The 18419-nt window shown below is 44.1% G+C and carries 20 protein-coding genes and 5 tRNA genes; all 25 read right to left on the bottom strand.

Annotated features, from left to right (window positions below; translation table 11 throughout):
• Positions 1 to 119 precede the first annotated feature (119 nt).
• A complete protein-coding gene (gene rplL, locus ACPUEY_RS03270) occupies positions 120 to 488 on the bottom strand; it encodes a 50S ribosomal protein L7/L12 (RefSeq protein WP_092820247.1) in 369 nt (122 codons plus the stop codon).
• 48 nt (positions 489 to 536) lie between these two features.
• Positions 537 to 1043: a 50S ribosomal protein L10 gene (rplJ, locus tag ACPUEY_RS03265; RefSeq protein ID WP_004813562.1), complete on the bottom strand. Its 507-nt coding sequence runs from the start codon at positions 1041 to 1043 to the stop codon at positions 537 to 539.
• A 308-nt stretch (positions 1044 to 1351) separates the two neighbouring features.
• Positions 1352 to 2047 carry a 50S ribosomal protein L1 gene (gene rplA, locus ACPUEY_RS03260; RefSeq protein ID WP_092820248.1) on the bottom strand — a complete coding sequence of 232 codons (696 nt, stop codon included), beginning with the start codon at positions 2045 to 2047 and terminating at the stop codon, positions 1352 to 1354.
• 3 nt (positions 2048 to 2050) lie between these two features.
• Positions 2051 to 2479 carry a 50S ribosomal protein L11 gene (gene rplK / locus ACPUEY_RS03255; RefSeq protein WP_034587972.1) on the bottom strand — a complete coding sequence of 143 codons (429 nt, stop codon included), beginning with the start codon at positions 2477 to 2479 and terminating at the stop codon, positions 2051 to 2053.
• 118 nt (positions 2480 to 2597) lie between these two features.
• Positions 2598 to 3131, bottom strand: a complete 534-nt coding sequence (gene nusG, locus ACPUEY_RS03250; RefSeq protein WP_086197255.1) for a transcription termination/antitermination protein NusG — start codon at positions 3129 to 3131, stop codon at positions 2598 to 2600.
• A gap of 7 nt (positions 3132 to 3138) precedes the next feature.
• On the bottom strand, positions 3139 to 3579 hold the full coding sequence (gene secE / locus ACPUEY_RS03245; RefSeq protein ID WP_092820249.1) for a preprotein translocase subunit SecE: 441 nt from the start codon (positions 3577 to 3579) through the stop codon (positions 3139 to 3141).
• Between the two features lie 73 nt (positions 3580 to 3652).
• Positions 3653 to 3728, bottom strand: a tRNA-Trp gene (locus ACPUEY_RS03240).
• 55 nt (positions 3729 to 3783) lie between these two features.
• Positions 3784 to 4974 (bottom strand): elongation factor Tu, encoded by a 1191-nt coding sequence (gene tuf / locus ACPUEY_RS03235; protein ID WP_131273151.1) that lies wholly within the window; start codon positions 4972 to 4974, stop codon positions 3784 to 3786.
• Positions 4975 to 5121: 147 nt separating this feature from the next.
• Positions 5122 to 5196: transfer RNA gene (locus tag ACPUEY_RS03230), tRNA-Thr, on the bottom strand.
• Positions 5197 to 5211: 15 nt separating this feature from the next.
• A tRNA-Gly gene (locus ACPUEY_RS03225) sits at positions 5212 to 5287 on the bottom strand.
• Positions 5288 to 5325: 38 nt separating this feature from the next.
• Positions 5326 to 5409, bottom strand: a tRNA-Tyr gene (locus ACPUEY_RS03220).
• A 55-nt stretch (positions 5410 to 5464) separates the two neighbouring features.
• Positions 5465 to 5540, bottom strand: a tRNA-Thr gene (locus tag ACPUEY_RS03215).
• A gap of 98 nt (positions 5541 to 5638) precedes the next feature.
• The gene (gene trpE / locus ACPUEY_RS03210) at positions 5639 to 7132 is read right to left on the bottom strand and encodes an anthranilate synthase component I (RefSeq protein ID WP_261183366.1); all 1494 of its coding nucleotides are present in this window, start codon (positions 7130 to 7132) and stop codon (positions 5639 to 5641) included.
• Positions 7133 to 7248: 116 nt separating this feature from the next.
• Positions 7249 to 7920, bottom strand: a complete 672-nt coding sequence (locus ACPUEY_RS03205; protein ID WP_131273166.1) for a phosphoglycolate phosphatase — start codon at positions 7918 to 7920, stop codon at positions 7249 to 7251.
• An 86-nt stretch (positions 7921 to 8006) separates the two neighbouring features.
• Positions 8007 to 8708, bottom strand: coding sequence for an FHA domain-containing protein (locus tag ACPUEY_RS03200; RefSeq protein WP_425121126.1), 702 nt, complete (start codon positions 8706 to 8708; stop codon positions 8007 to 8009).
• A 69-nt stretch (positions 8709 to 8777) separates the two neighbouring features.
• A complete protein-coding gene (gene gspD, locus ACPUEY_RS03195; protein ID WP_425121125.1) occupies positions 8778 to 11042 on the bottom strand; it encodes a type II secretion system secretin GspD in 2265 nt (754 codons plus the stop codon).
• A gap of 43 nt (positions 11043 to 11085) precedes the next feature.
• Positions 11086 to 11928, bottom strand: a complete 843-nt coding sequence (locus tag ACPUEY_RS03190) for a type II secretion system protein N (protein WP_425121124.1) — start codon at positions 11926 to 11928, stop codon at positions 11086 to 11088.
• Positions 11928 to 12671, bottom strand: a complete 744-nt coding sequence (gene gspN / locus ACPUEY_RS03185; protein ID WP_261183362.1) for a type II secretion system protein N — start codon at positions 12669 to 12671, stop codon at positions 11928 to 11930. The genes ACPUEY_RS03190 and gspN overlap by 1 nt, the downstream gene beginning before the upstream one ends.
• Before the next feature lie 187 nt (positions 12672 to 12858).
• A complete protein-coding gene (locus ACPUEY_RS03180; protein WP_092821042.1) occupies positions 12859 to 13185 on the bottom strand; it encodes an H-NS family nucleoid-associated regulatory protein in 327 nt (108 codons plus the stop codon).
• Between the two features lie 156 nt (positions 13186 to 13341).
• On the bottom strand, positions 13342 to 13770 hold the full coding sequence (locus tag ACPUEY_RS03175) for an acyl-CoA thioesterase (RefSeq protein ID WP_425121123.1): 429 nt from the start codon (positions 13768 to 13770) through the stop codon (positions 13342 to 13344).
• Between the two features lie 11 nt (positions 13771 to 13781).
• Positions 13782 to 14975 (bottom strand): heme biosynthesis protein HemY, encoded by a 1194-nt coding sequence (locus ACPUEY_RS03170; protein ID WP_131273157.1) that lies wholly within the window; start codon positions 14973 to 14975, stop codon positions 13782 to 13784.
• Between the two features lie 7 nt (positions 14976 to 14982).
• Positions 14983 to 15825, bottom strand: coding sequence for a hypothetical protein (locus ACPUEY_RS03165; protein WP_092821034.1), 843 nt, complete (start codon positions 15823 to 15825; stop codon positions 14983 to 14985).
• On the bottom strand, positions 15822 to 16601 hold the full coding sequence (locus ACPUEY_RS03160) for a uroporphyrinogen-III synthase (protein ID WP_425121122.1): 780 nt from the start codon (positions 16599 to 16601) through the stop codon (positions 15822 to 15824). Before ACPUEY_RS03160 ends, ACPUEY_RS03165 begins: the two co-directional genes overlap by 4 nt.
• Before the next feature lies 1 nt (position 16602).
• Complete coding sequence (hemC, locus tag ACPUEY_RS03155) at positions 16603 to 17520, bottom strand: hydroxymethylbilane synthase (RefSeq protein WP_092821030.1); 918 nt, start codon at positions 17518 to 17520, stop codon at positions 16603 to 16605.
• A gap of 107 nt (positions 17521 to 17627) precedes the next feature.
• The gene (locus ACPUEY_RS03150) at positions 17628 to 18368 is read right to left on the bottom strand and encodes a LytR/AlgR family response regulator transcription factor (RefSeq protein ID WP_425121121.1); all 741 of its coding nucleotides are present in this window, start codon (positions 18366 to 18368) and stop codon (positions 17628 to 17630) included.
• Positions 18369 to 18419: the final 51 nt, after the last annotated feature.

Here is an 18419-nt window from a genome sequence, read left to right as displayed (position 1 = left end):
ATGCTTTTTTACACCAATCAAACAAAAATCGAGCCGATAATTGTAACGCAAAAAGGCTGATGACCCAAGAGCCATCAGCCAATTTTTGGGGTCAATTTAAAATTAGACCCCGATCGAAATTACTTAACAGTAACTGTAGCACCAGTTTCTTCAAGTTTTTTCTTAAGCTCTTCAGCTTCTTCTTTAGAAACGCCTTCTTTAAGAACTGAAGGAGCGCCTTCAACCATGTCTTTAGCTTCTTTCAAGCCAAGACCAGTGATTTCACGAACTGCTTTAATTACAGCTACTTTGTTAGCACCAAAAGAAGTCAACTCAACGTTGAATTCAGTTTGTTCTTCAGCAGCAGCAGCAGCGCCAGGAGCAGCAGCAACAGCTACAGCAGCAGCAGATACGTTGAATTTTTCTTCGAAAGCAGAAATAAGTTCAACAAGTTCAAGAACAGTTTTTTCAGCTACTGCGTTTAGGATTTCTTCGTTAGTTAAAGCCATGAGAATAACTCCAAATGGGGATTGAATGGTGTGAAAGTAAATTTAAGCTTATGCAGCTTCTGACTCGTTTTTCTCTTTGAGCGCAGTAATAAGGCGACCCAATTTCGAAATAGGAGCTTGAAGAACGTTTGCAAGCATAGTAAGCGCTTTTTCTTGGTTTGGAAGGTTTGCGATAACGCTAACTTCAGCACCTTGATAAACTTTGCCGTCAAATGCAGCAGCTTTAAGTTCAAATGCTTTGTTCGTTTTAGCAAATTCTTCAAACAAGCGAGCAGCAGCACCCATGTCGTCTTCAGAAGTTGAGAAAGCTAAGATTGTTGGGCCAACAAGGTTGTCATTCAAGATATTGAATTGAGTATCTTGAAGAGCACGTTTAGCCAAAGTGTTACGCACGATACGTGTGTGAACACCTAGTTTACGAGCTTCAACACGAAGAGCAGTTAATTGCTCAACAGTTAAACCTTGGTAGTCAGCAACAACAGCAGCAAATGCAGTAGAAGCAACTTCAGCTACTTCAGCTACGATCTGTTTTTTGCCTTCGATAAGAAGAGCCATTGTAAAACCTCCTAACGGTGATTTATGCACTTACAAAGAAGTACACTCCCAATTCGTAAGGCCATCACTGGACTTACACGCGGAGGATGAACAAATCACACCACCGCGTCTACTCGGACTGGACTTTTAAGAAGTGAGCTCCGAAGAACTTCCCTCGCCCGAGGTCTTTGACGCTGACAAATTTACATTTATCAATTCAAAGTTTGCCTAAGCTACACAAGAGAACCGAAACCAGTTTTTCTTGCGTAAGTTTTAAAGCAGTGCTTTAAAACTTACTCAGGGCTTTAAAATTCTTTTCTAAGTCAAACTTAGTTAGTTACGTTTGCTACATCAATAGTAAGACCAGGACCCATAGTTGAGCTTAAAGTGATCTTTTTGATGTAAACACCTTTAGAAGTAGCAGGTTTTGCTTTCTTAAGGTCAGCTACAAGAGCTTCAACGTTTTGACGAACAGCAGCAGCTTCAAAGCCAACTTGACCGATCGCAGCGTGGATGATACCCGCTTTGTCTACACGGTAACGTGCTTGACCAGCTTTAGCGTTTTTAACCGCGCCAGCTACGTCAGGAGTTACTGTACCCACTTTAGGGTTTGGCATTAAGCCACGTGGACCAAGAATCGTACCAAGTTTACCTACAACGCGCATTGCATCTGGAGCAGCAATGACTACGTCAAAGTCAAGGTTACCCGCTTGGATGCTTTCAGCAAGGTCATCAAAACCAACGATGTCTGCGCCTTCAGCTTTAGCAGCTTCAGCAGCAGCGCCTTGAGCAAACACAGCAACACGTACAGTTTTACCTGTACCTGCAGGAAGTGTAGTCGCGCCACGAACAACCTGGTCAGATTTACGAGGGTCAACACCTAGGTTTACTGATACATCCAAAGATTCTTTGAATTTAGCAGCAGGAAGGCTAGTTAAAACTTGTACTGCTTCTTCCAAAGTGTAAACTTTGTTTGCTTCTACAGCAGCAGCAATGGCTTTTTGACGTTTAGTTAACTTTGCCATGTCTTATAGCTCCACTTCCAAGCCCATAGAACGCGCAGAACCAGCAATGGTACGTACACGTGCGTCTAAATCAGCACCAGTTAAATCTGGTTCTTTAGTAGTCGCAATTTCTTCTAACTGAGCGCGAGTCAACTTACCAACTTTAGTTTTGTTCGGTACAGCTGAACCCTTTTGAATACCAGCAGCTTTCTTAAGAAGAATAGCAGCAGGTGGAGTTTTCATGATGAATGTGAACGACTTGTCGTTGTACACAGTAATCACTACAGGAATTGGAAGACCTGGTTCAACTTTTTGTGTTGCAGCATTGAATTCTTTACAGAATGCCATGATGTTAACACCACGTTGACCTAGTGCAGGACCAATCGGTGGAGATGGATTCGCTTTACCAGCTGGAACTTGCAGCTTGATATAGCCGTCAATCTTCTTAGCCATTTCAAATTACCTCTGGGTACAAACGCCGCTAGGCTCCCCAACATTATTCACGTAACAAAACTGTTACAACAACAATGCCCGATCCATAACAAATCGGGCGTTTTCAATCCAGCTTAAATCAGTTCGCTTTTTCGACTTGACGAAATTCGAGCTCAACCTGAGTTGGACGATTGAATACATTGATTGTCAACGTTAAACGTGACTTCTCGTAAAGAACTTCTTCCACCACACCTTTAAAGTCTGTGAATGGACCATCAATAACGAGTAATTCTTCGCCTGGCTCAAACATCGTCTTAGGACGAGGCGCTTCACCAGTATTGCGTACACGTGCAAGAATCGCATCAGCTTCTTTTTGCGTAATTGGTGCAGGTTTCTCTGCTGTACCACCAATGAAACCCAATACTTTTGGACACTCTTTAACAATGTGCCAGGTATCATCATTCATTTCCATTTCGACCAATACATAGCCAGGAAAGAATTTACGCTCTGATTTACGCTTCTTGCCATCCTTCATCTCTACCACTTCTTCGGTAGGAACCAGGACTTCACCAAAGCTATCGGCTACAGCGCTACGCTGGATTCGATCATTAAGTGAACGCATCACTTGTTTTTCATAACCTGAATAGGCATGAATAATGTACCAACGTTTCATAGCTCTTTTACCCGATAAAAAACTTCATTAACCAGCCCAAGATGTAATCAAAACACCACAAAACAATGGCAGCGATTACAACAACAGCAAGAACATGCCAGGATGTGGACACTGTTTCCTGCTTAGTCGGCCAAGTCACACGACGCAGCTCAATTCGAGAGTCTTTCAACAAACGAACAAAGCCTTTGCCTTGATGGGTGGCGTATAATAAACCTAAAGCCACTACGATACAAGCCAAAATTACTCCAACGCGCACCCAAACATTGTTGGCAGGTGCCCAATACGCTGGCAAATACTGACCCACCATGGCTGCACCGATTAATAAAATCAATGCGATAACCCATAGAACAATATCTAAAGGGGAACCAGAATTAACAACTTCAGCAGAATTATTTCTTTGTGGAATTGGCGCTTCGCTTAATGCGTCACGCGATTTATCATTCGACATTTTTGTACTCGTCGTAGGCTTCGCGACTTATTATATGACAATTTAACCAGCATCAAGCTTTTTTTTAAAAAAATGGCAGGCCAGGAGGGACTCGAACCCCCAACATTCGGTTTTGGAGACCGACGCTCTACCAATTGAACTACTGACCTACAGTACAAATCGGGAACTTAAGTCCCCGATCTGTAATTTAACTTATGGTTGCTATTATGCAGTTACTTTAGCAACAACACCAGCACCAACTGTACGACCACCTTCACGGATCGCAAAACGTAGACCTGGGTCCATTGCGATTGGGTGGATCAATTCTACTGACATTTCTACGTTGTCACCAGGCATAACCATTTCAACGCCTTCTTTCAACTGGATTGCGCCAGTTACGTCAGTTGTACGGAAATAGAACTGTGGACGGTAACCGTTAAGGAATGGAGTGTGACGACCACCTTCTTCTTTAGAAAGTACGTATACTTCTGCATCGAATTTAGTGTGCGGCTTGATTGTACCTGGCTTAGCCAATACTTGACCACGTTGAACGTCTTCACGTTTAGTACCACGTAGAAGAACACCACAGTTCTCGCCTGCACGACCTTCGTCAAGCAGTTTACGGAACATTTCAACGCCAGTTACAGTTGTTTTAACTGTGTCTTTAATACCTACGATTTCAACTTCTTCGCCTACTTTCACGATACCTGATTCAACACGGCCAGTTACTACTGTACCACGACCAGAAATTGAGAATACGTCTTCGATTGGCATCAAGAATGCTTTGTCGATTGCACGTTCTGGTTCTGGGATGTAAGAGTCAAGCGCTTCAACAAGAGCAAGAACTGAAGACTCGCCGTATTGACCAGCGTCACCGTTAAGTGCAGCCAAAGCTGAACCACGGATAACAGGAGTGTCATCACCAGGGAAGTCATAAGTAGAAAGAAGTTCACGAACTTCCATTTCAACCAGCTCAAGAAGCTCTTCGTCGTCTACAAGGTCACATTTGTTCAGGAACACAAGGATGTAAGGTACACCTACCTGGCGAGACAAAAGGATGTGTTCACGAGTTTGTGGCATAGGACCGTCAGTCGCAGCACATACAAGGATCGCACCGTCCATCTGAGCAGCACCAGTGATCATGTTTTTAACATAATCGGCGTGTCCTGGGCAGTCTACGTGAGCGTAGTGACGAGTTGGAGAATCGTATTCTACGTGTGAAGTATTAATTGTAATACCACGTGCTTTTTCTTCTGGTGCAGAGTCAATTGCTGCGTAATCTTTCGCTTCACCGCCGTAAGTTTTTGCACAGATAGTTGCAATTGCAGCAGTTAAAGTAGTTTTACCATGGTCGACGTGACCAATTGTGCCCACGTTTACGTGTGGCTTATTACGTTCGAACTTAGCCTTAGCCATGTTTATATTCCTCGTTTACGTCGAACACAATTCTGAGTAAAACTCAGCATCGACTTATCGCTTTAAAAACCAAACACCCAATACTTGAAAAGCAGACTAATAAGCCTGCTTTTTAAAATTTTTGCAACAATGTTGCCAAACTGTATCTGGAGCTCTTATCGAGATTTGAACTCGAGACCTCTCCCTTACCAAGGGAGTGCTCTACCACTGAGCTATAAGAGCAAATAAAAACTTCAATGGAGCGGGAGACGAGGGTCGAACTCGCGACATGTAGCTTGGAAGGCTACCGCTCTACCAACTGAGCTACTCCCGCACGATGTTGGTACAAACCACTTATTGAAGTCTTAAAATTGGTGGTGAGAGAAGGATTCGAACCTTCGAAGCTTACGCGACAGAGTTACAGTCTGTTCCCTTTGACCGCTCGGGAATCTCACCATTTTACACTTACTTCAGTGTCGTTCTTTTACCCCACTACTCAAACTTTCTAAGATGGTGCCGGCACACGGATTCGAACTGTGGACCTACTGATTACAAGTCAGTTGCTCTACCAACTGAGCTATGCCGGCGTTTCTTAGTGTTTCGTACGTTTCGTATCGGAACGGTGTGCAGTTTAGCAAAACTTAGAATCCGTGCAAGTGTTTTTTTCAAAAAAACCGTCAAAAACTCATAAAATCAACCCGTTTGATGATAATTCAACCGCTTTGATCACTGCGCGAGCTTTTATCTGGGTTTCATTCCACTCAGATTCAGGATTTGAGTCATAAACCAGACCTGCCCCAGCCTGAACATAAACCTTATTTTCACGAATTACACAGGTTCGAATGGCAATCGACATGTCCATTTCACCATGCCAGCCTAAATAACCTACAGCGCCACCAAAAATTCCGCGTTTGACCGGCTCGACTTCGTCAATAATTTCCATGGCACGGATTTTGGGTGCGCCTGAAAGCGTCCCTGCCGGGAAAGTGGCTTTAAACACATCCAGCGCATCGACATCATCACGGACTTCACCCTGCACATTCGAGACAATATGCATGACGTGCGAATAACGTTCGATCACCATTTTATCGGTAACCTGCACTTTACCGATTTTTGACACACGCCCGACATCGTTACGACCCAAGTCAATCAGCATCAAATGCTCGGCAATCTCTTTTTCATCGGACAGTAAATCTTGCTCAAGCGCCAAATCTTCTTCTTTGGTTTTGCCGCGTGGACGTGTACCTGCCAAAGGACGAACGGTCGCGATGCCATTTTCCAGGCGTGATAAAATTTCTGGTGAAGATCCGACAATATGAAATGGCTTTTGATTATCTAAAGTCTGGCCTTGTACCAAGAACAGATACGGCGATGGATTCAGATGACGCAGTGCACGATACACCTGTAAAGGCTCACCATCGAAGTCCGAGACCATACGATGCCCCGGCACCACCTGCATCACATCGCCCGCTTTAATATATTCCTTCACCTTGGCAATCGACTCGATAAACTTGTCATGCCCGGTCAAAGACTCAAAATGGGGAGCGGTATGTTTTTTGGCTTGCAGGCTAATGGGTGTTGCCAGTATTTCTTCCAATTTATCTAGCTGCGCTTGAGCTTTAGCATAGGCTTCAGGCTCATTGACATCCGCATGCACAATCAGGAACAAGGTATCTTTTAAATTGTCAAATACAATGACGGTTTTAGACAGCATCATCCAGATATCTGGCAAGCCCACCGGATCGGCTTCAGGCACATTTTTTAGGCGCGGTTCAATATAGCGTACCGAGTCATAGCCAAAATAGCCCACCAGCCCCCCGGTGAAGCTCGGCAAATCAGGCAAATCTTTTTGGGTCGGCACATGGAACTGCGCCTGAAAATCACGGATATATTGGAATGGATCGCTACATGGCTGAGTATCAACAGAACCATCCACCTGCTGAACGGTTAATACACCGCGATTGCATGAAAAAACAGTGGACTCACCGAGACCGATAATGGAATAACGCGCCCAGTTTTCTCCACCCTCAACCGATTCAAACAGATAGGCCTGACTGTGGTCTTTCAGACGCGCAAAGACAGATAATGGGGTTTCAGTATCGGCCAAACGCTGACGATAAACCGGGATCAGGTTATAACCCTCAGATTGTAACTGTTGGAATTGAGCTTGAGTTGTCATGAGTATTCTCTATATGTTTTCGATATGGCTGGTTTACGTTTGTTTTCCTGTAGTCTGACTTAGTTTCGCCATCGAAAAACCATAAAATTTCTCATTCCGTCATCCTCAATTTTCACTTATTGCGCGAGTAATTCTGTTAAATCATCAACCACTTGTTGCGGCTGGCAATCATGAATATCTTCACCATGATTATAGCCATAGCTCACCACAATACAATCAACTCCTGCACGTCTTGCTGCTTCCACATCATTGCTGGAATCACCAATCATTAAGGTTTCTGCCGCAGTGACATCATACTCATCAACACAAAACAGTAGCTGCCGAGGATGGGGTTTCCGCTCTTCAAAACGGTCCCCGCCAATCACATCCACAAAATAATGACTCAAGCCCAGCGCCTCAACAATCGCACGTGCCGGCTGTTCGGGTTTGTTGGTGACACAAATCATTTGCTTATTGTTGCTTAAGCCCCAATCAAGAAATGCAACCACCCCTTTAAAAGGCTGGGTATCCACACAGGGGTCTGCATTATAAATATTTAAAAAAGTCGTCAACAATTGCTGATGCTGCGCAGGGTCCACCTTTCCGGTGAGATATTGCAAAGTGCTATGGCAAAAAACAGAGGTCCCCTTGCCAATCCAGGTGCGCACCTGCTCCTCAGTCACGCTCGGTAATTGCAAGGCATTCAGGCTCATGTTCATGGCCCGGTATAGATCTGATGCTGAGTCAACTAAAGTGCCATCCAGGTCAAATAAAATCAGTTCACGGCTTGCAAGTTTTGCTACAGACATCATTTCCCTCTCACGATTTATTTTAACCCATACCCATACAATGAAGGCATGCGATTGCATGCCTTCATTGTATGTCGCATGCAGGCTTATTTAAAGAATAACCAGGCAATGATTGCCAGAATAATCAATACAACAATGGAGATTAGGCCCACGGATGCATTTTTCTGCTCCTCTTTGACCTGCTCTACACGGGATACTGGTGTTTCAACCGCAATTGGCTTTTGCTTCTCGGGAATGGCACTCAGGTCCACACCTTCAGGAATCGGTGCCGGTTTCGGGATGGCAACCCCTTGTGGCATACCATCACGGCTCAGCTGGACATTGGCATCACGCTCGGTCAGTTCCGGCATGCCCTGATCATTCATTTGCTGCGCTGCAGTCTTTGCTGCTGGCTCAACCGGTTCTGCTGCCGCAGTCTCAGAAACTGCCACTGCTTCTGCAGGTTGTGCGCTGGTCGGCACACTTTCTGTTTCAGTTAAAGCAGGCTCAATGTCTTTAGCAGGTGCAAGCACGGAAAATTTCAAACCTGCGAACTGAACGATATCCCCTTCTTTTAACAGGGTTTCATGCTCAATACGCAAGTCATTGACGAAGGTGCCATTGGATGAATTCAAATCTTGCAGCCATAAGGCCTGGTCTTTAAGCAAGAAAGCCGCATGCTTGCGGGAAATTTCCCCCGCCTGCAACACGATATCTGCGCTCTGATGGCGACCGACCAACATATCACGGTCGATGCTGATTTCCTGTCCCGTTAATTCACCGGTAATTGCTTGTATTTTCCAAGTCATGAAATGCACTTCTCTTTGTGATTTTTCATCATCATATCACGGCAAATATTCAATTCTTAAACCACGCTGTTAAGAACCCGAACGAATCGTAGTCGTGGTCACGGTATTTTTGGTTTTTTTAACCTCAGTCACCGGCACACTAACTTTTTGTTTCTGCACGACCGGCTCAATTGCAACCGGTGTGCTAAACGTAGCTGCATTCGGCTGATTCTGGGTTGCGGATGGCAGGGTTTGATAAAGAGGAGCTTTCGGTGCCGATGGCGTGACCGGAATTCGCTGCTGATAAATGTCTTCTACATTTTCCGGCAATTTGGCAAAACTGCCATCCCGATCCATGGCCAACTGCAAGCTGTACAACTGGCTATAACGCTGCTGCGACAAACGGCGCACATCATTCTTATCTCCAACAATGGTTGGGTGGATAAACACCAGCAAATTGCGCTTCTCATTGGATTTGGCATCGGCACGGAATAAACGCCCCAGACCTGGGATTGCCCCCAAACCTGGTACCGACTGACGCGAATGAATCGAGTTATCGGAAATTAAGCCACCCAACACAATGGTCTGCCCATGCTCAGCCAGAATCGAGGTTTTAATGGCACGCTTGCTGGTGACCAGATCCTGCGCCTGACCTTTGTCCTGCACCGCAGAAACTTCCTGCTCGACTTCAAGACGAACCGAACCGCCCTCGCCAATATGCGGCACCACCTTTAAAGTGACACCAACATCCTTACGTTCTACCGTGGTATACGGATTCAACCCTGCGGAAGTCGTGGTTGCGGAACCGGTCACAAACGGAACGTTCTGTCCCACCACAATATAGGCTTCTTCATTGTCCATGGTGACAATGGAAGGTGTGGACAGCAGATTGGACTTGGTCTTGCTTTTTAGGGCCTGAATCAATGCGCCATACAGTTTGCGTGAACCGTTATCACCTTCTTTATAATCTCCAAGCAGCAATGAAGTACCGGTGCCCAATTTGGCCGCAGCACCTGCCGCACCACTGGTTACATATCCAGCGGCAAGCTCGGCAATACTTGCACCGACATTGCTAAAGTTGATTAAGCCGACGCCGTTGGTCAGATCACCCAAAGCCCACTGCACACCCAGCTGATCGGCATCATTGCCTTCCACTTCAATAATGGCGGCTTCAATCAGGACCTGTTGACGACGGATATCCAGCTGCTGAATGGCGGATTCAATTTCACGCATCAGTTGTGGATCAGCTTTCACTACCAATGAATTTTGGCTGTCATCAGCAATAATACTGACGCCATTAGCATTAAAACTGGTGATGCTATTCTGATTGCTACTGTTTGATCCTGCACCCAGATTAATACTTGGGGTCGAAATACTGGAAGAACTGCTGCTGGATGAGCTACTGCCCGAATTGTTATTGTTTGAATTGTTCATCACATTATTGTTTGATGAACTATTTGAATTGGATGAACCGGATAACGACTGACCAGACACCAAGCCCTGTAAAATTTCCGCCAGGTTTTTGGCACTGGCATATTTTAAGCGAAACACTTTTAAACCACCCAAACGATCTGCTGCCGGTACATCCAGCATTTCAATCATCTGGCGGATGCGTTTGCGTGTTGCGGTGTCACCTTTCAATACAATGCGGTTGGTGCGGGTATCTGCAATGATACGGATACGGGAACCTTTTAAATCTCTGGTTGCACCGGTAGAGCTCATGGATTCCAACAAACCAATCATTTCTTCAGCCTGACTAGATTGCAGGCTCACCGCTTCAATGTCATTTTGTCCGGTACCATCCAGATTACGGATAATGGTTTCCAGCTGATAAATATTGCTGGCACGGTCTGACACAATCAGTGCATTGGTTCCAGCCACTGCCGACAAATGGGCAAATTGCGGCATCAATGGACGGATGGCAGGAATCAGGTCATTCGGGTTGGTGTTTTCCAGCCAGATCACCCGTGTCACAATCTGGTCCCCAGTCGCACGGTGCTTGCTGTCAAAAGGCACACCGGAACTTTTAACATTGCTATCTGGAACCAGTTTGATGGTATTGCCTGAAGGAATGGCGACCACACCATTCACGTTCAATACGCCCAGAAACAGATCGTAGACTTCGGCTTTATTTAAAGGCTTATTGGAAATGACCGTGACATTGCCGCGCACACGTGGATCAACAGCAAAATTCTTCCCGGTAATATCAGCTACTTCATTAATAAATGCAGTTAAATCAGCATCTCGTAAGTTGATTTTCCATGTTTGTGCTTGAGTAGAGGTACTCACCATAGCAATCAGGGGTGCAGCCGCGAATAAAGCCCAAACTGGACGATGATGATTAAATAAAGCCATAAAGTTCCGTGCTTCCTAATCCTGTAAGGTGACGATGCATCACTTAAAAATTTTGTTGAATGGTCATCACTTGATCACCACGCTTTATTTCTATTTTGACCTGACCTTCACGTCGAGCCTGTTCCAGCAACTGGGCATCACTTTGCCCCTGCCCCACAGCCTGTCCATTTAAAGACATGATCCGGTCACCGGGTTGTAGCCCCAACTTACTGCGCAATGCTGCCGGTGTTCTTGCCGTAACTTCATAGCCTCCACTCGCTGCATTGACCCCCATATCTTTTAAATACTGATCGCGGTCTTCCTGTATTTTCTGTACTGCCTGCCCTAAAGCATTTTGTTCCTGGCTGGGCATAGGCGGTGTGGTCTGATTATTCATCGGCAAGCTGTTTGTTGCTACCGGCGGAACAATGCTTTGATCCAGACCATTTTCCATACCTTTAAATTGCAGTTCTCGCGTAGCCCCATTACTTTGACGCAACACCACCCGGTCCCAATACACTTCAGCCAGCTGATAAGAGGTCGGGGCAATATTTTCGCCGACCCGATAGCGATCTGACTGATCATTGACTTTAATCACTGCCGAGGAAAATTGATTTGGATAACCAACCACCACACCTTGCAAAATCAAATTGGCAGTATCTTCTGCCGCAGCTGTTCTGCCCGCTTCCTGAAACAGGGCAAATGAAGAAATATTGGGTACCTGCGGCTGCTGTGAGCCCAGTTCAACACGATCCAGCTGCATGACCTGAGGCGGCGCCACCAGCAGCCAGAAAATGTTTGCCAACTTCCAGCATAAATATAAAATCAGCAGAACCAAGAATAAAGGCGCAATCCGGTCCGCCTGTTTCCAGTTGAATTGTTGAATTTTTTCTAGCCACTGATTCATTAGAGGCCACCTTTAAACAAAGGTTGGCGCGAACTCACTACATAGGTATCCAAACCAGCTTTTCCATTATAAGAAGCAATATTCAGCAGCAGACGCTGAGTCAATTGCACATCAAGCATCAAGTTTTGATCCAGCTCCAATGCCATCAGTTTTTGATCACGCTGATCCCGTATATCAAAGAGCAGCTTATTATTTTCATCCGACAATTTTCCTTTCAAGGAAGGAATATTCATTTGATCCTGACGCTGGGCATAATTATAAACCAGCTCCCCCCCCACCCATTGCAACTGACCATCAGCCCGAGCAAAACCCTGTTCTTTTTTAAAATTAAAATGAATATCCTGCAATTGAATGGCATTGGCCGGCCACTGCCATTCCACCAGATGTTTCAGCGTTTCCGGTGCAACCTGACCATTCAAGTCATGAACCATGATTTTTTTGCCAAAACCATAGCCAACAACAGCATCCAGTTGGGTATTCCCACTATGTACCTCTATGTTTGCCCCTAAACGCAGCAAAAAAATATCCAGAGGACGTGTTTTCCAACTCAACGATCCGGTTAAATTCCCCTTCTGCCAATCAGCCTGCCCTTGCCAAATATTACCGCTTACATTTTGCAAGACCTGGTTGTTTTTATAAAATTTTGAAATGAGCCAAGCCGCTGGAATTTGGAGTAATACGAACATGAAAAAGACACTGATGGAGAAAATCCACCACGTGATATATTTGGGTTTATTTATCATCCCATCACGACCCACATAATCAATTATTCTTCCCTTAACGCTAATATTATATTTCTATCCCCATTATGCACACTTTTTTCTCAACGCCAATTCCAAGTGATAAAAATAGACATAAAAAAAAACCACGCTTAAAAGCCTGGTTTTTTTAATTTAATCCAGTTGGATGACTATCTGATGAATATTTCCATCAGATGAGAAAATCTTCCAGCTTTGCACCACTTTCAAGTTCTGCAACCAGCCAGCGAGGTTGTTTGCCACGTCCTGTCCAGGTATCCGCTGAATTCTTTTTGCTGCGATAACGCGGCTCTACAGATTTGCGTGTACTTTTCTTACGTTTGCTTGCACCAAACTCTAAAATCTGTTCAATGCTTAAACCTACATTATCGGCAATATCTAAAATTTGCTGATAAGCATCTTCAACCGCCTGATCTTTTTTAGAAGCAATTAATGCTTCCGCTTCAACTTGTAAACGCTTTAACTCTTCAACAGATAAATTACTAATATCCGGCATCATATTAACTCCACAATAAACTTTATATTTTTTTATTTAAAACCAGCTCATAATATTTTTATTATTTAAAACATTCAATACAATTTTTTTAAATAACAACAATCTTTAAAACAGATTTCACATTTTTTACAGTTTACAGGTCATTCGCTTTAAATGTTTTCAAATCAAATGATTCACACTTAATTCAATTTCTGTGATTTTATGACGAATGATTTCAGGTATTTCCGCTTTAAGCATACTCTGCTTATTTACACAGACAATCACCGCCTCTGCTACGGCAACAGTTTTTTGTTGTGACTCGCTCCATAATAAATAGCTCATCCGGAATGCACTATTACGAATTTCTTCAACACGCACCCCAATTTTAAGCCGGTCTGGATAAAATAGCGGACTGATATATTTGCACTGGTTGGTTGCCACCACCGTATAAACATCCTGTTCAAAAATACTCAAGGCATCCATATAAAAAATGCGGGCACTTTCGATATAACGGTAATACATCACGTTATTTACATGCCCAAAGGCATCCATATCCCCCCAGGCAACAGACTGATCATAAATCACCGGATAATCGGACAGGGTGAGCATATTTCTTACCTTTATATTTTTATTTCAACAAAATTTGCATTATTTTCAAAAATTAAATTTAACTGTTTAATCAAGTCATCCTGACCGTTTAAAGTAGATTTAATTCTTAAATAATTCATCATCACGTTATCTGGGTATAACTCAAGTAATTGATCAGCTTCAGCTGTTCTTGCCGTAGCGGTATAGACATGCCATTTGGCAAAGGCAAATACCGGTAAAGAAGGATATTTACTTTCCCAATAGTCAATCCGTTGCTCAACCATTAAATAATCCGGGCTCTGCTTTAATAATTGCTGCTGGAACCACAAATAAAAAACGTCTTGATTAAACTGTTGATCCAGTAAATGCAATACCAAGGCTTCATGCTGCTGGCTCATTTCCGGCATACGTGATAATAGCTTTAACCATAACACTTTAATTTCATAATCACGGCTATAAATCTGGTCTTGTAAGTCTAAATAGCGCTGTTGCAAATTTTGCAAACTTTCGATACTGGCCTGATCAAAATTTACCAATAACTGCTGTAGCCATTCCCGTTTTTTTTCTGTGCCCAGATGTCCATATTTAGTCGAGCGTAAATACATCCAGGGAAACTGAATGGCAAACTTTTCCCATAAACTGGTTAATCTTAAATCATAGGCACTTTTTACCTCATTTAACCAGGGTGAAAGCTCATGTTGATTTAAGAACTCAAGATGGGTTAATGCCTGCTCGGCATCATTTTGCGACAGATAAATTTCTATGCGCTGTATTTCCGCCAATTCAAATGCCATGGCATTACTCTGGTTTAAAATAGCCAGTGCTTGCGGATATTGCTGCTGCATCCAATACAGACGTGAACCAATAATCCCCTTTAATAAACCCGATTGAGAAAATACGTTTTGAATAAATTGATGCTGATCTTGTGCAGCTTCCAATAACCAAATTACGGCCAACTGTTCATACGGGTGCAAGTTTTTAAAATTAAAAACAGTTTCCAGCTTGCGTTGTTCCCGGGTTAAATAACGTTTAATCAGCAGCCATACTAACTGGATTAACAGGCTTAAACTCGCCAGAATAAAAAACATGATCCAGATATTGGTTTGAATTTGCCATTCACGCCAATATAAATACACATAACCCGCGCCATAACCGTAACTTAAAATACTTAAACCTGCGATAATAAGTAGGCTGATAAAAGCATAGGCCAGTAAAATCTGCTTCATGAATTCATCATCCCAATAATGCACGCGTATTTAAACTAGGCGTAGGCACAACCGTAAATCCTTTGATCTTCTGGATATTCTGAATCAGCTGTCGCGATTTCTCATCCGGGATTTGATTTAATAGTTGAATAATTTCAGTCAGTGATTTTTGATACTCTAAATATTGCCCCTGTTTTAAGGCTTGTTGAGCAATGAGCAATCGGAGCTGTGCCTCTTTTAAAATTAACGGACGCTGCATGAGCGCCGTAGCAGGTTGTTTTGCAGGTTCAATCAGCAGCCAACGTTGCCAGAACGGTTTATCCGGTGCCTGACTCACGCTTAATTGAGGGGCTTGTAATTCCTGGGCCAAGGCAGCATCCAGTTGCTGGATCAGCCTATCCACCTTGACTTGCTGAGCCATTCGCTCACCGACAAAATGCTGAATAACCTGATGATCTTTGGCAATGACCTGATGCAAACTTTGCTTCAATGGTGCCGCCAGGGCATATTGCTCAAGATTTTGATCTAAACGGGTTAATTTATCCAGGGCAGCAGTAAACTGTTGTTGCTGCAACATAAATTCAATCAATTCAAGTTGCTGTTTAATCACGACCACAGGATCAATACTTGTCGCCTGAATGCTTTTTAAATCCTCTGCAGCCTGTGAATTGGCCGGTGCCGATTCTCCTGTCAGCATGACTTTGCGCTGTAAAGCAACAAATTGATCATTTAAATTTGCATTATTCTGTTCAATCCGGTGCAGACTGGTATTTAATTCTGTTTGTTGTGCAGCAAGATTAAATAAGTCATAACTCAATTTAACAATCCAGAGCAGACTTAAAATAAATAATAAAATGAGTGTTTTCTTCATGTGTTCCCTTGCACAACAACAAGCTTCTGCAGAATTGAATCTGTTTTTAAATCAGTGAGTCGCGTGATATTAAAACATGTTGCCTGATTTTTTTTATAATTCGAAACAACTTGATACAAGCGCTCCCCCAAAACCAGATAATGTCCTTTTGCAATAAGGTGCTTCTGATGTCGCATGAGCTGAATCCAGTTTAGCCAACCCGCTTCACTACTCACCACCATAGCATACTGTTTTTGTTTTTCTAATAAAGAGAATATGTTAGCTAAATCTTGCTGAGTAAATACAGGACAACGGCGCTCATATAAAACAAAATTTAGAATTTGCATGCCTTGCTGTTTTAACTGGTCCATCATAAACATCCGTCCCCCTTCACCACGCCAGAAAGCCAGACACTGGCCTGAATCAAGCGTTTGTAAAACTGGAAGCTGTAACATTCCTTCCGATGTTTCAACTTTGGGGACTTCCGCAGCAATACCATATTGCGCCAAAGCCTGAGCAGTGCGATCCCCGACCGCAATCCACTGAATATGCTGAAGTTGATTCAGGGTAATACCCGACTGTTTTAAATACGCCATGCCAATTTGCACGGCCGTGGGACTAACCACCACAATTACCTGCGCATCCGGCAATTGCCGGTAAAGTGCAGATAAATCTTCTGACCAGGCCTGTGGCAGCAACTCCAGCAAGGGTAAATCCACCACATCAATGTGAGCCAGACGTAATGCATGGCTCAACTCTTCTGCACGGTCTTGCGGACGTGTATTGATAAACAGCATATTAATAGAGGGCTTTCAGCAAATCACCCGCGCCCTGGGCTAACAGTTCTTGAGCCAAAGCCACTCCAATTTGCTCAGCTTGGGCGGTCTCACCGACTTGTTCGGCCTTGAGTAAGGTCTTGCCATCGACACTTCCCACACGCCCCTGGATATGGATTTGACCCTGTTCAAGGATGGCATAACCTGCAATTGGCACCTGACAGCCACCTTCCAGATAGGCATTGAAGGCACGTTCTGTCCGTACGCACACATCGGTTTCGCTATGTAGCAGCGGCAAAATCAGCTCCAGCACTGCCTGATCTTCTGCACGGCATTCCAAACCCAGTGCACCTTGCCCAACTGCAGGCAAACTCACTTCCGCTGGCAAGGTATGGCGAATCCGTTCTGCCAGACCTAAACGCTTTAAACCGGCACTGGCCAGAATGATGGCATCATACAGGCCTGCATCCAGTTTGGATAAACGCGTACCCACGTTGCCACGCAGATCAATAATCTCCAAATCAGGACGGGCTTTTAAAATCTGGCTTTTACGGCGCAAACTGGATGTACCCACCTTGGCGCCTTGTGGCAAGTCATCAAAACTTGCATAAGTATTCGACACAAAGGCATCCAGCGGATCTTCGCGCTCACAAATCACGGCGAGGGACAAACCGGCAGGTAGCTTCATCGGCACATCTTTCATTGAATGCACCGCCAGGTCGGCACGGCCATCCAGCAGAGCTGCTTCTAATTCTTTAACAAACAGCCCTTTTCCACCAATCTTGGCTAAAGGCGTATCCAGAATCTTGTCGCCCTGGGTGACGAAGGTCACTAACTCAACTTTAAGATCTGCATGCAATGCCTCCAAACGGGCACGAATATGTTCCGCCTGCCATAAAGCAAGCGGGCTTTGTCGAGTTGCAATCTTCAAAATTTTCATAAATCCAAGAAACAGTCTATAAGTGCATTAGTGTAAACTTAACGCGCTGACTGGAAAATGCAAGTAAATTTGCACTGCCGATGTGACCTAAATTCATGAAAACAGATTTACATCTTTTGGATGCGTTCTCTTAAATTGGGCAGATGACGTCGGCTGACCGCCAGGCGCTCTTCCAGTTCACGGCAGCGCACCTGATACTGTCCCGAACTGATCACTTCCAGACCATCCAGAAAATGTACGGAAACCAAGGCATTGCGATGAATTCGAATAAACTGGTCACCAAATTCATTTTCCAGATCTTTTAAAGTTTCATCGATCAGTACACTGCCATTTTTATGCCGTACCGTGACATATTTTTGATCTGCCAAAAAATAATAAATATTTTCGACAGGAACCAGCTCTACGCCACGATAGGTTTTTGCCACAATCTGATGGCGTTTTATATTAAGTTCGTCCATATCTTCTTTTTGTTTTAAGTTGCTCATTTGTGCTTGAGTCAGTTTTGTTAAATGATCTAATACCTGTTGCAATTCCTGCTGCATCACCGGTTTTAGCAAATAGCCTTCTGCATGCGACTTAAACGCCTCCAAAGCATGTTCATCATAAGCAGTACAGAAAACAATGGCGGGCATAGGATCAAGCTGGCGCAAATATTCGGCGCAGCTCAAGCCATCCATTTCAGGCATCTGAATGTCCAGAAGCACCACATCCGGCTCATAGAATTGGGTCATTTCAATTGCTTGCTGCCCATAACTTGCAGTGGCAACCACCTGATGTCCCAGTTGCGTAACTAAACGTGACAAACGCTCCACAGCGAGAGGTTCATCATCGCAAATCAGGATGTCCATTTCTCCTCCTTCACAGTCAACATCATTTTTTTTATAGGTTAACCATGATCT

This window comes from Acinetobacter sp. G11 (assembly GCF_049808495.1).
Classification (GTDB): Bacteria; Pseudomonadota; Gammaproteobacteria; order Pseudomonadales; family Moraxellaceae; genus Acinetobacter; species Acinetobacter kookii.
Note: the sequence above shows the minus strand (reverse complement) of the source record. Positions and strands in the feature narration are given on the sequence as shown.

Coding starts and splice junctions, on each gene's coding strand:
- rplK (WP_034587972.1), bottom strand. CDS start 2,479: ATGGCTAAGAAGATTGACGGCTATATCAAGCTGCAAGTTCCAGCTGGT.
- ACPUEY_RS03190 (WP_425121124.1), bottom strand. CDS start 11,928: ATGAATCAGTGGCTAGAAAAAATTCAACAATTCAACTGGAAACAGGCG.
- hemC (WP_092821030.1), bottom strand. CDS start 17,520: ATGAAAATTTTGAAGATTGCAACTCGACAAAGCCCGCTTGCTTTATGG.
- ACPUEY_RS03200 (WP_425121126.1), bottom strand. CDS start 8,708: ATGACTTGGAAAATACAAGCAATTACCGGTGAATTAACGGGACAGGAA.
- gspN (WP_261183362.1), bottom strand. CDS start 12,671: ATGATAAATAAACCCAAATATATCACGTGGTGGATTTTCTCCATCAGT.
- rplA (WP_092820248.1), bottom strand. CDS start 2,047: ATGGCAAAGTTAACTAAACGTCAAAAAGCCATTGCTGCTGCTGTAGAA.
- ACPUEY_RS03180 (WP_092821042.1), bottom strand. CDS start 13,185: ATGATGCCGGATATTAGTAATTTATCTGTTGAAGAGTTAAAGCGTTTA.
- ACPUEY_RS03150 (WP_425121121.1), bottom strand. CDS start 18,368: ATGGACATCCTGATTTGCGATGATGAACCTCTCGCTGTGGAGCGTTTG.
- rplL (WP_092820247.1), bottom strand. CDS start 488: ATGGCTTTAACTAACGAAGAAATCCTAAACGCAGTAGCTGAAAAAACT.
- ACPUEY_RS03165 (WP_092821034.1), bottom strand. CDS start 15,825: ATGAAGAAAACACTCATTTTATTATTTATTTTAAGTCTGCTCTGGATT.
- rplJ (WP_004813562.1), bottom strand. CDS start 1,043: ATGGCTCTTCTTATCGAAGGCAAAAAACAGATCGTAGCTGAAGTAGCT.
- ACPUEY_RS03205 (WP_131273166.1), bottom strand. CDS start 7,920: ATGTCTGTAGCAAAACTTGCAAGCCGTGAACTGATTTTATTTGACCTG.
- ACPUEY_RS03175 (WP_425121123.1), bottom strand. CDS start 13,770: ATGCTCACCCTGTCCGATTATCCGGTGATTTATGATCAGTCTGTTGCC.
- secE (WP_092820249.1), bottom strand. CDS start 3,579: ATGTCGAATGATAAATCGCGTGACGCATTAAGCGAAGCGCCAATTCCA.
- trpE (WP_261183366.1), bottom strand. CDS start 7,132: ATGACAACTCAAGCTCAATTCCAACAGTTACAATCTGAGGGTTATAAC.
- ACPUEY_RS03160 (WP_425121122.1), bottom strand. CDS start 16,601: ATGCTGTTTATCAATACACGTCCGCAAGACCGTGCAGAAGAGTTGAGC.
- nusG (WP_086197255.1), bottom strand. CDS start 3,131: ATGAAACGTTGGTACATTATTCATGCCTATTCAGGTTATGAAAAACAA.
- ACPUEY_RS03170 (WP_131273157.1), bottom strand. CDS start 14,975: ATGAAGCAGATTTTACTGGCCTATGCTTTTATCAGCCTACTTATTATC.
- gspD (WP_425121125.1), bottom strand. CDS start 11,042: ATGGCTTTATTTAATCATCATCGTCCAGTTTGGGCTTTATTCGCGGCT.
- tuf (WP_131273151.1), bottom strand. CDS start 4,974: ATGGCTAAGGCTAAGTTCGAACGTAATAAGCCACACGTAAACGTGGGC.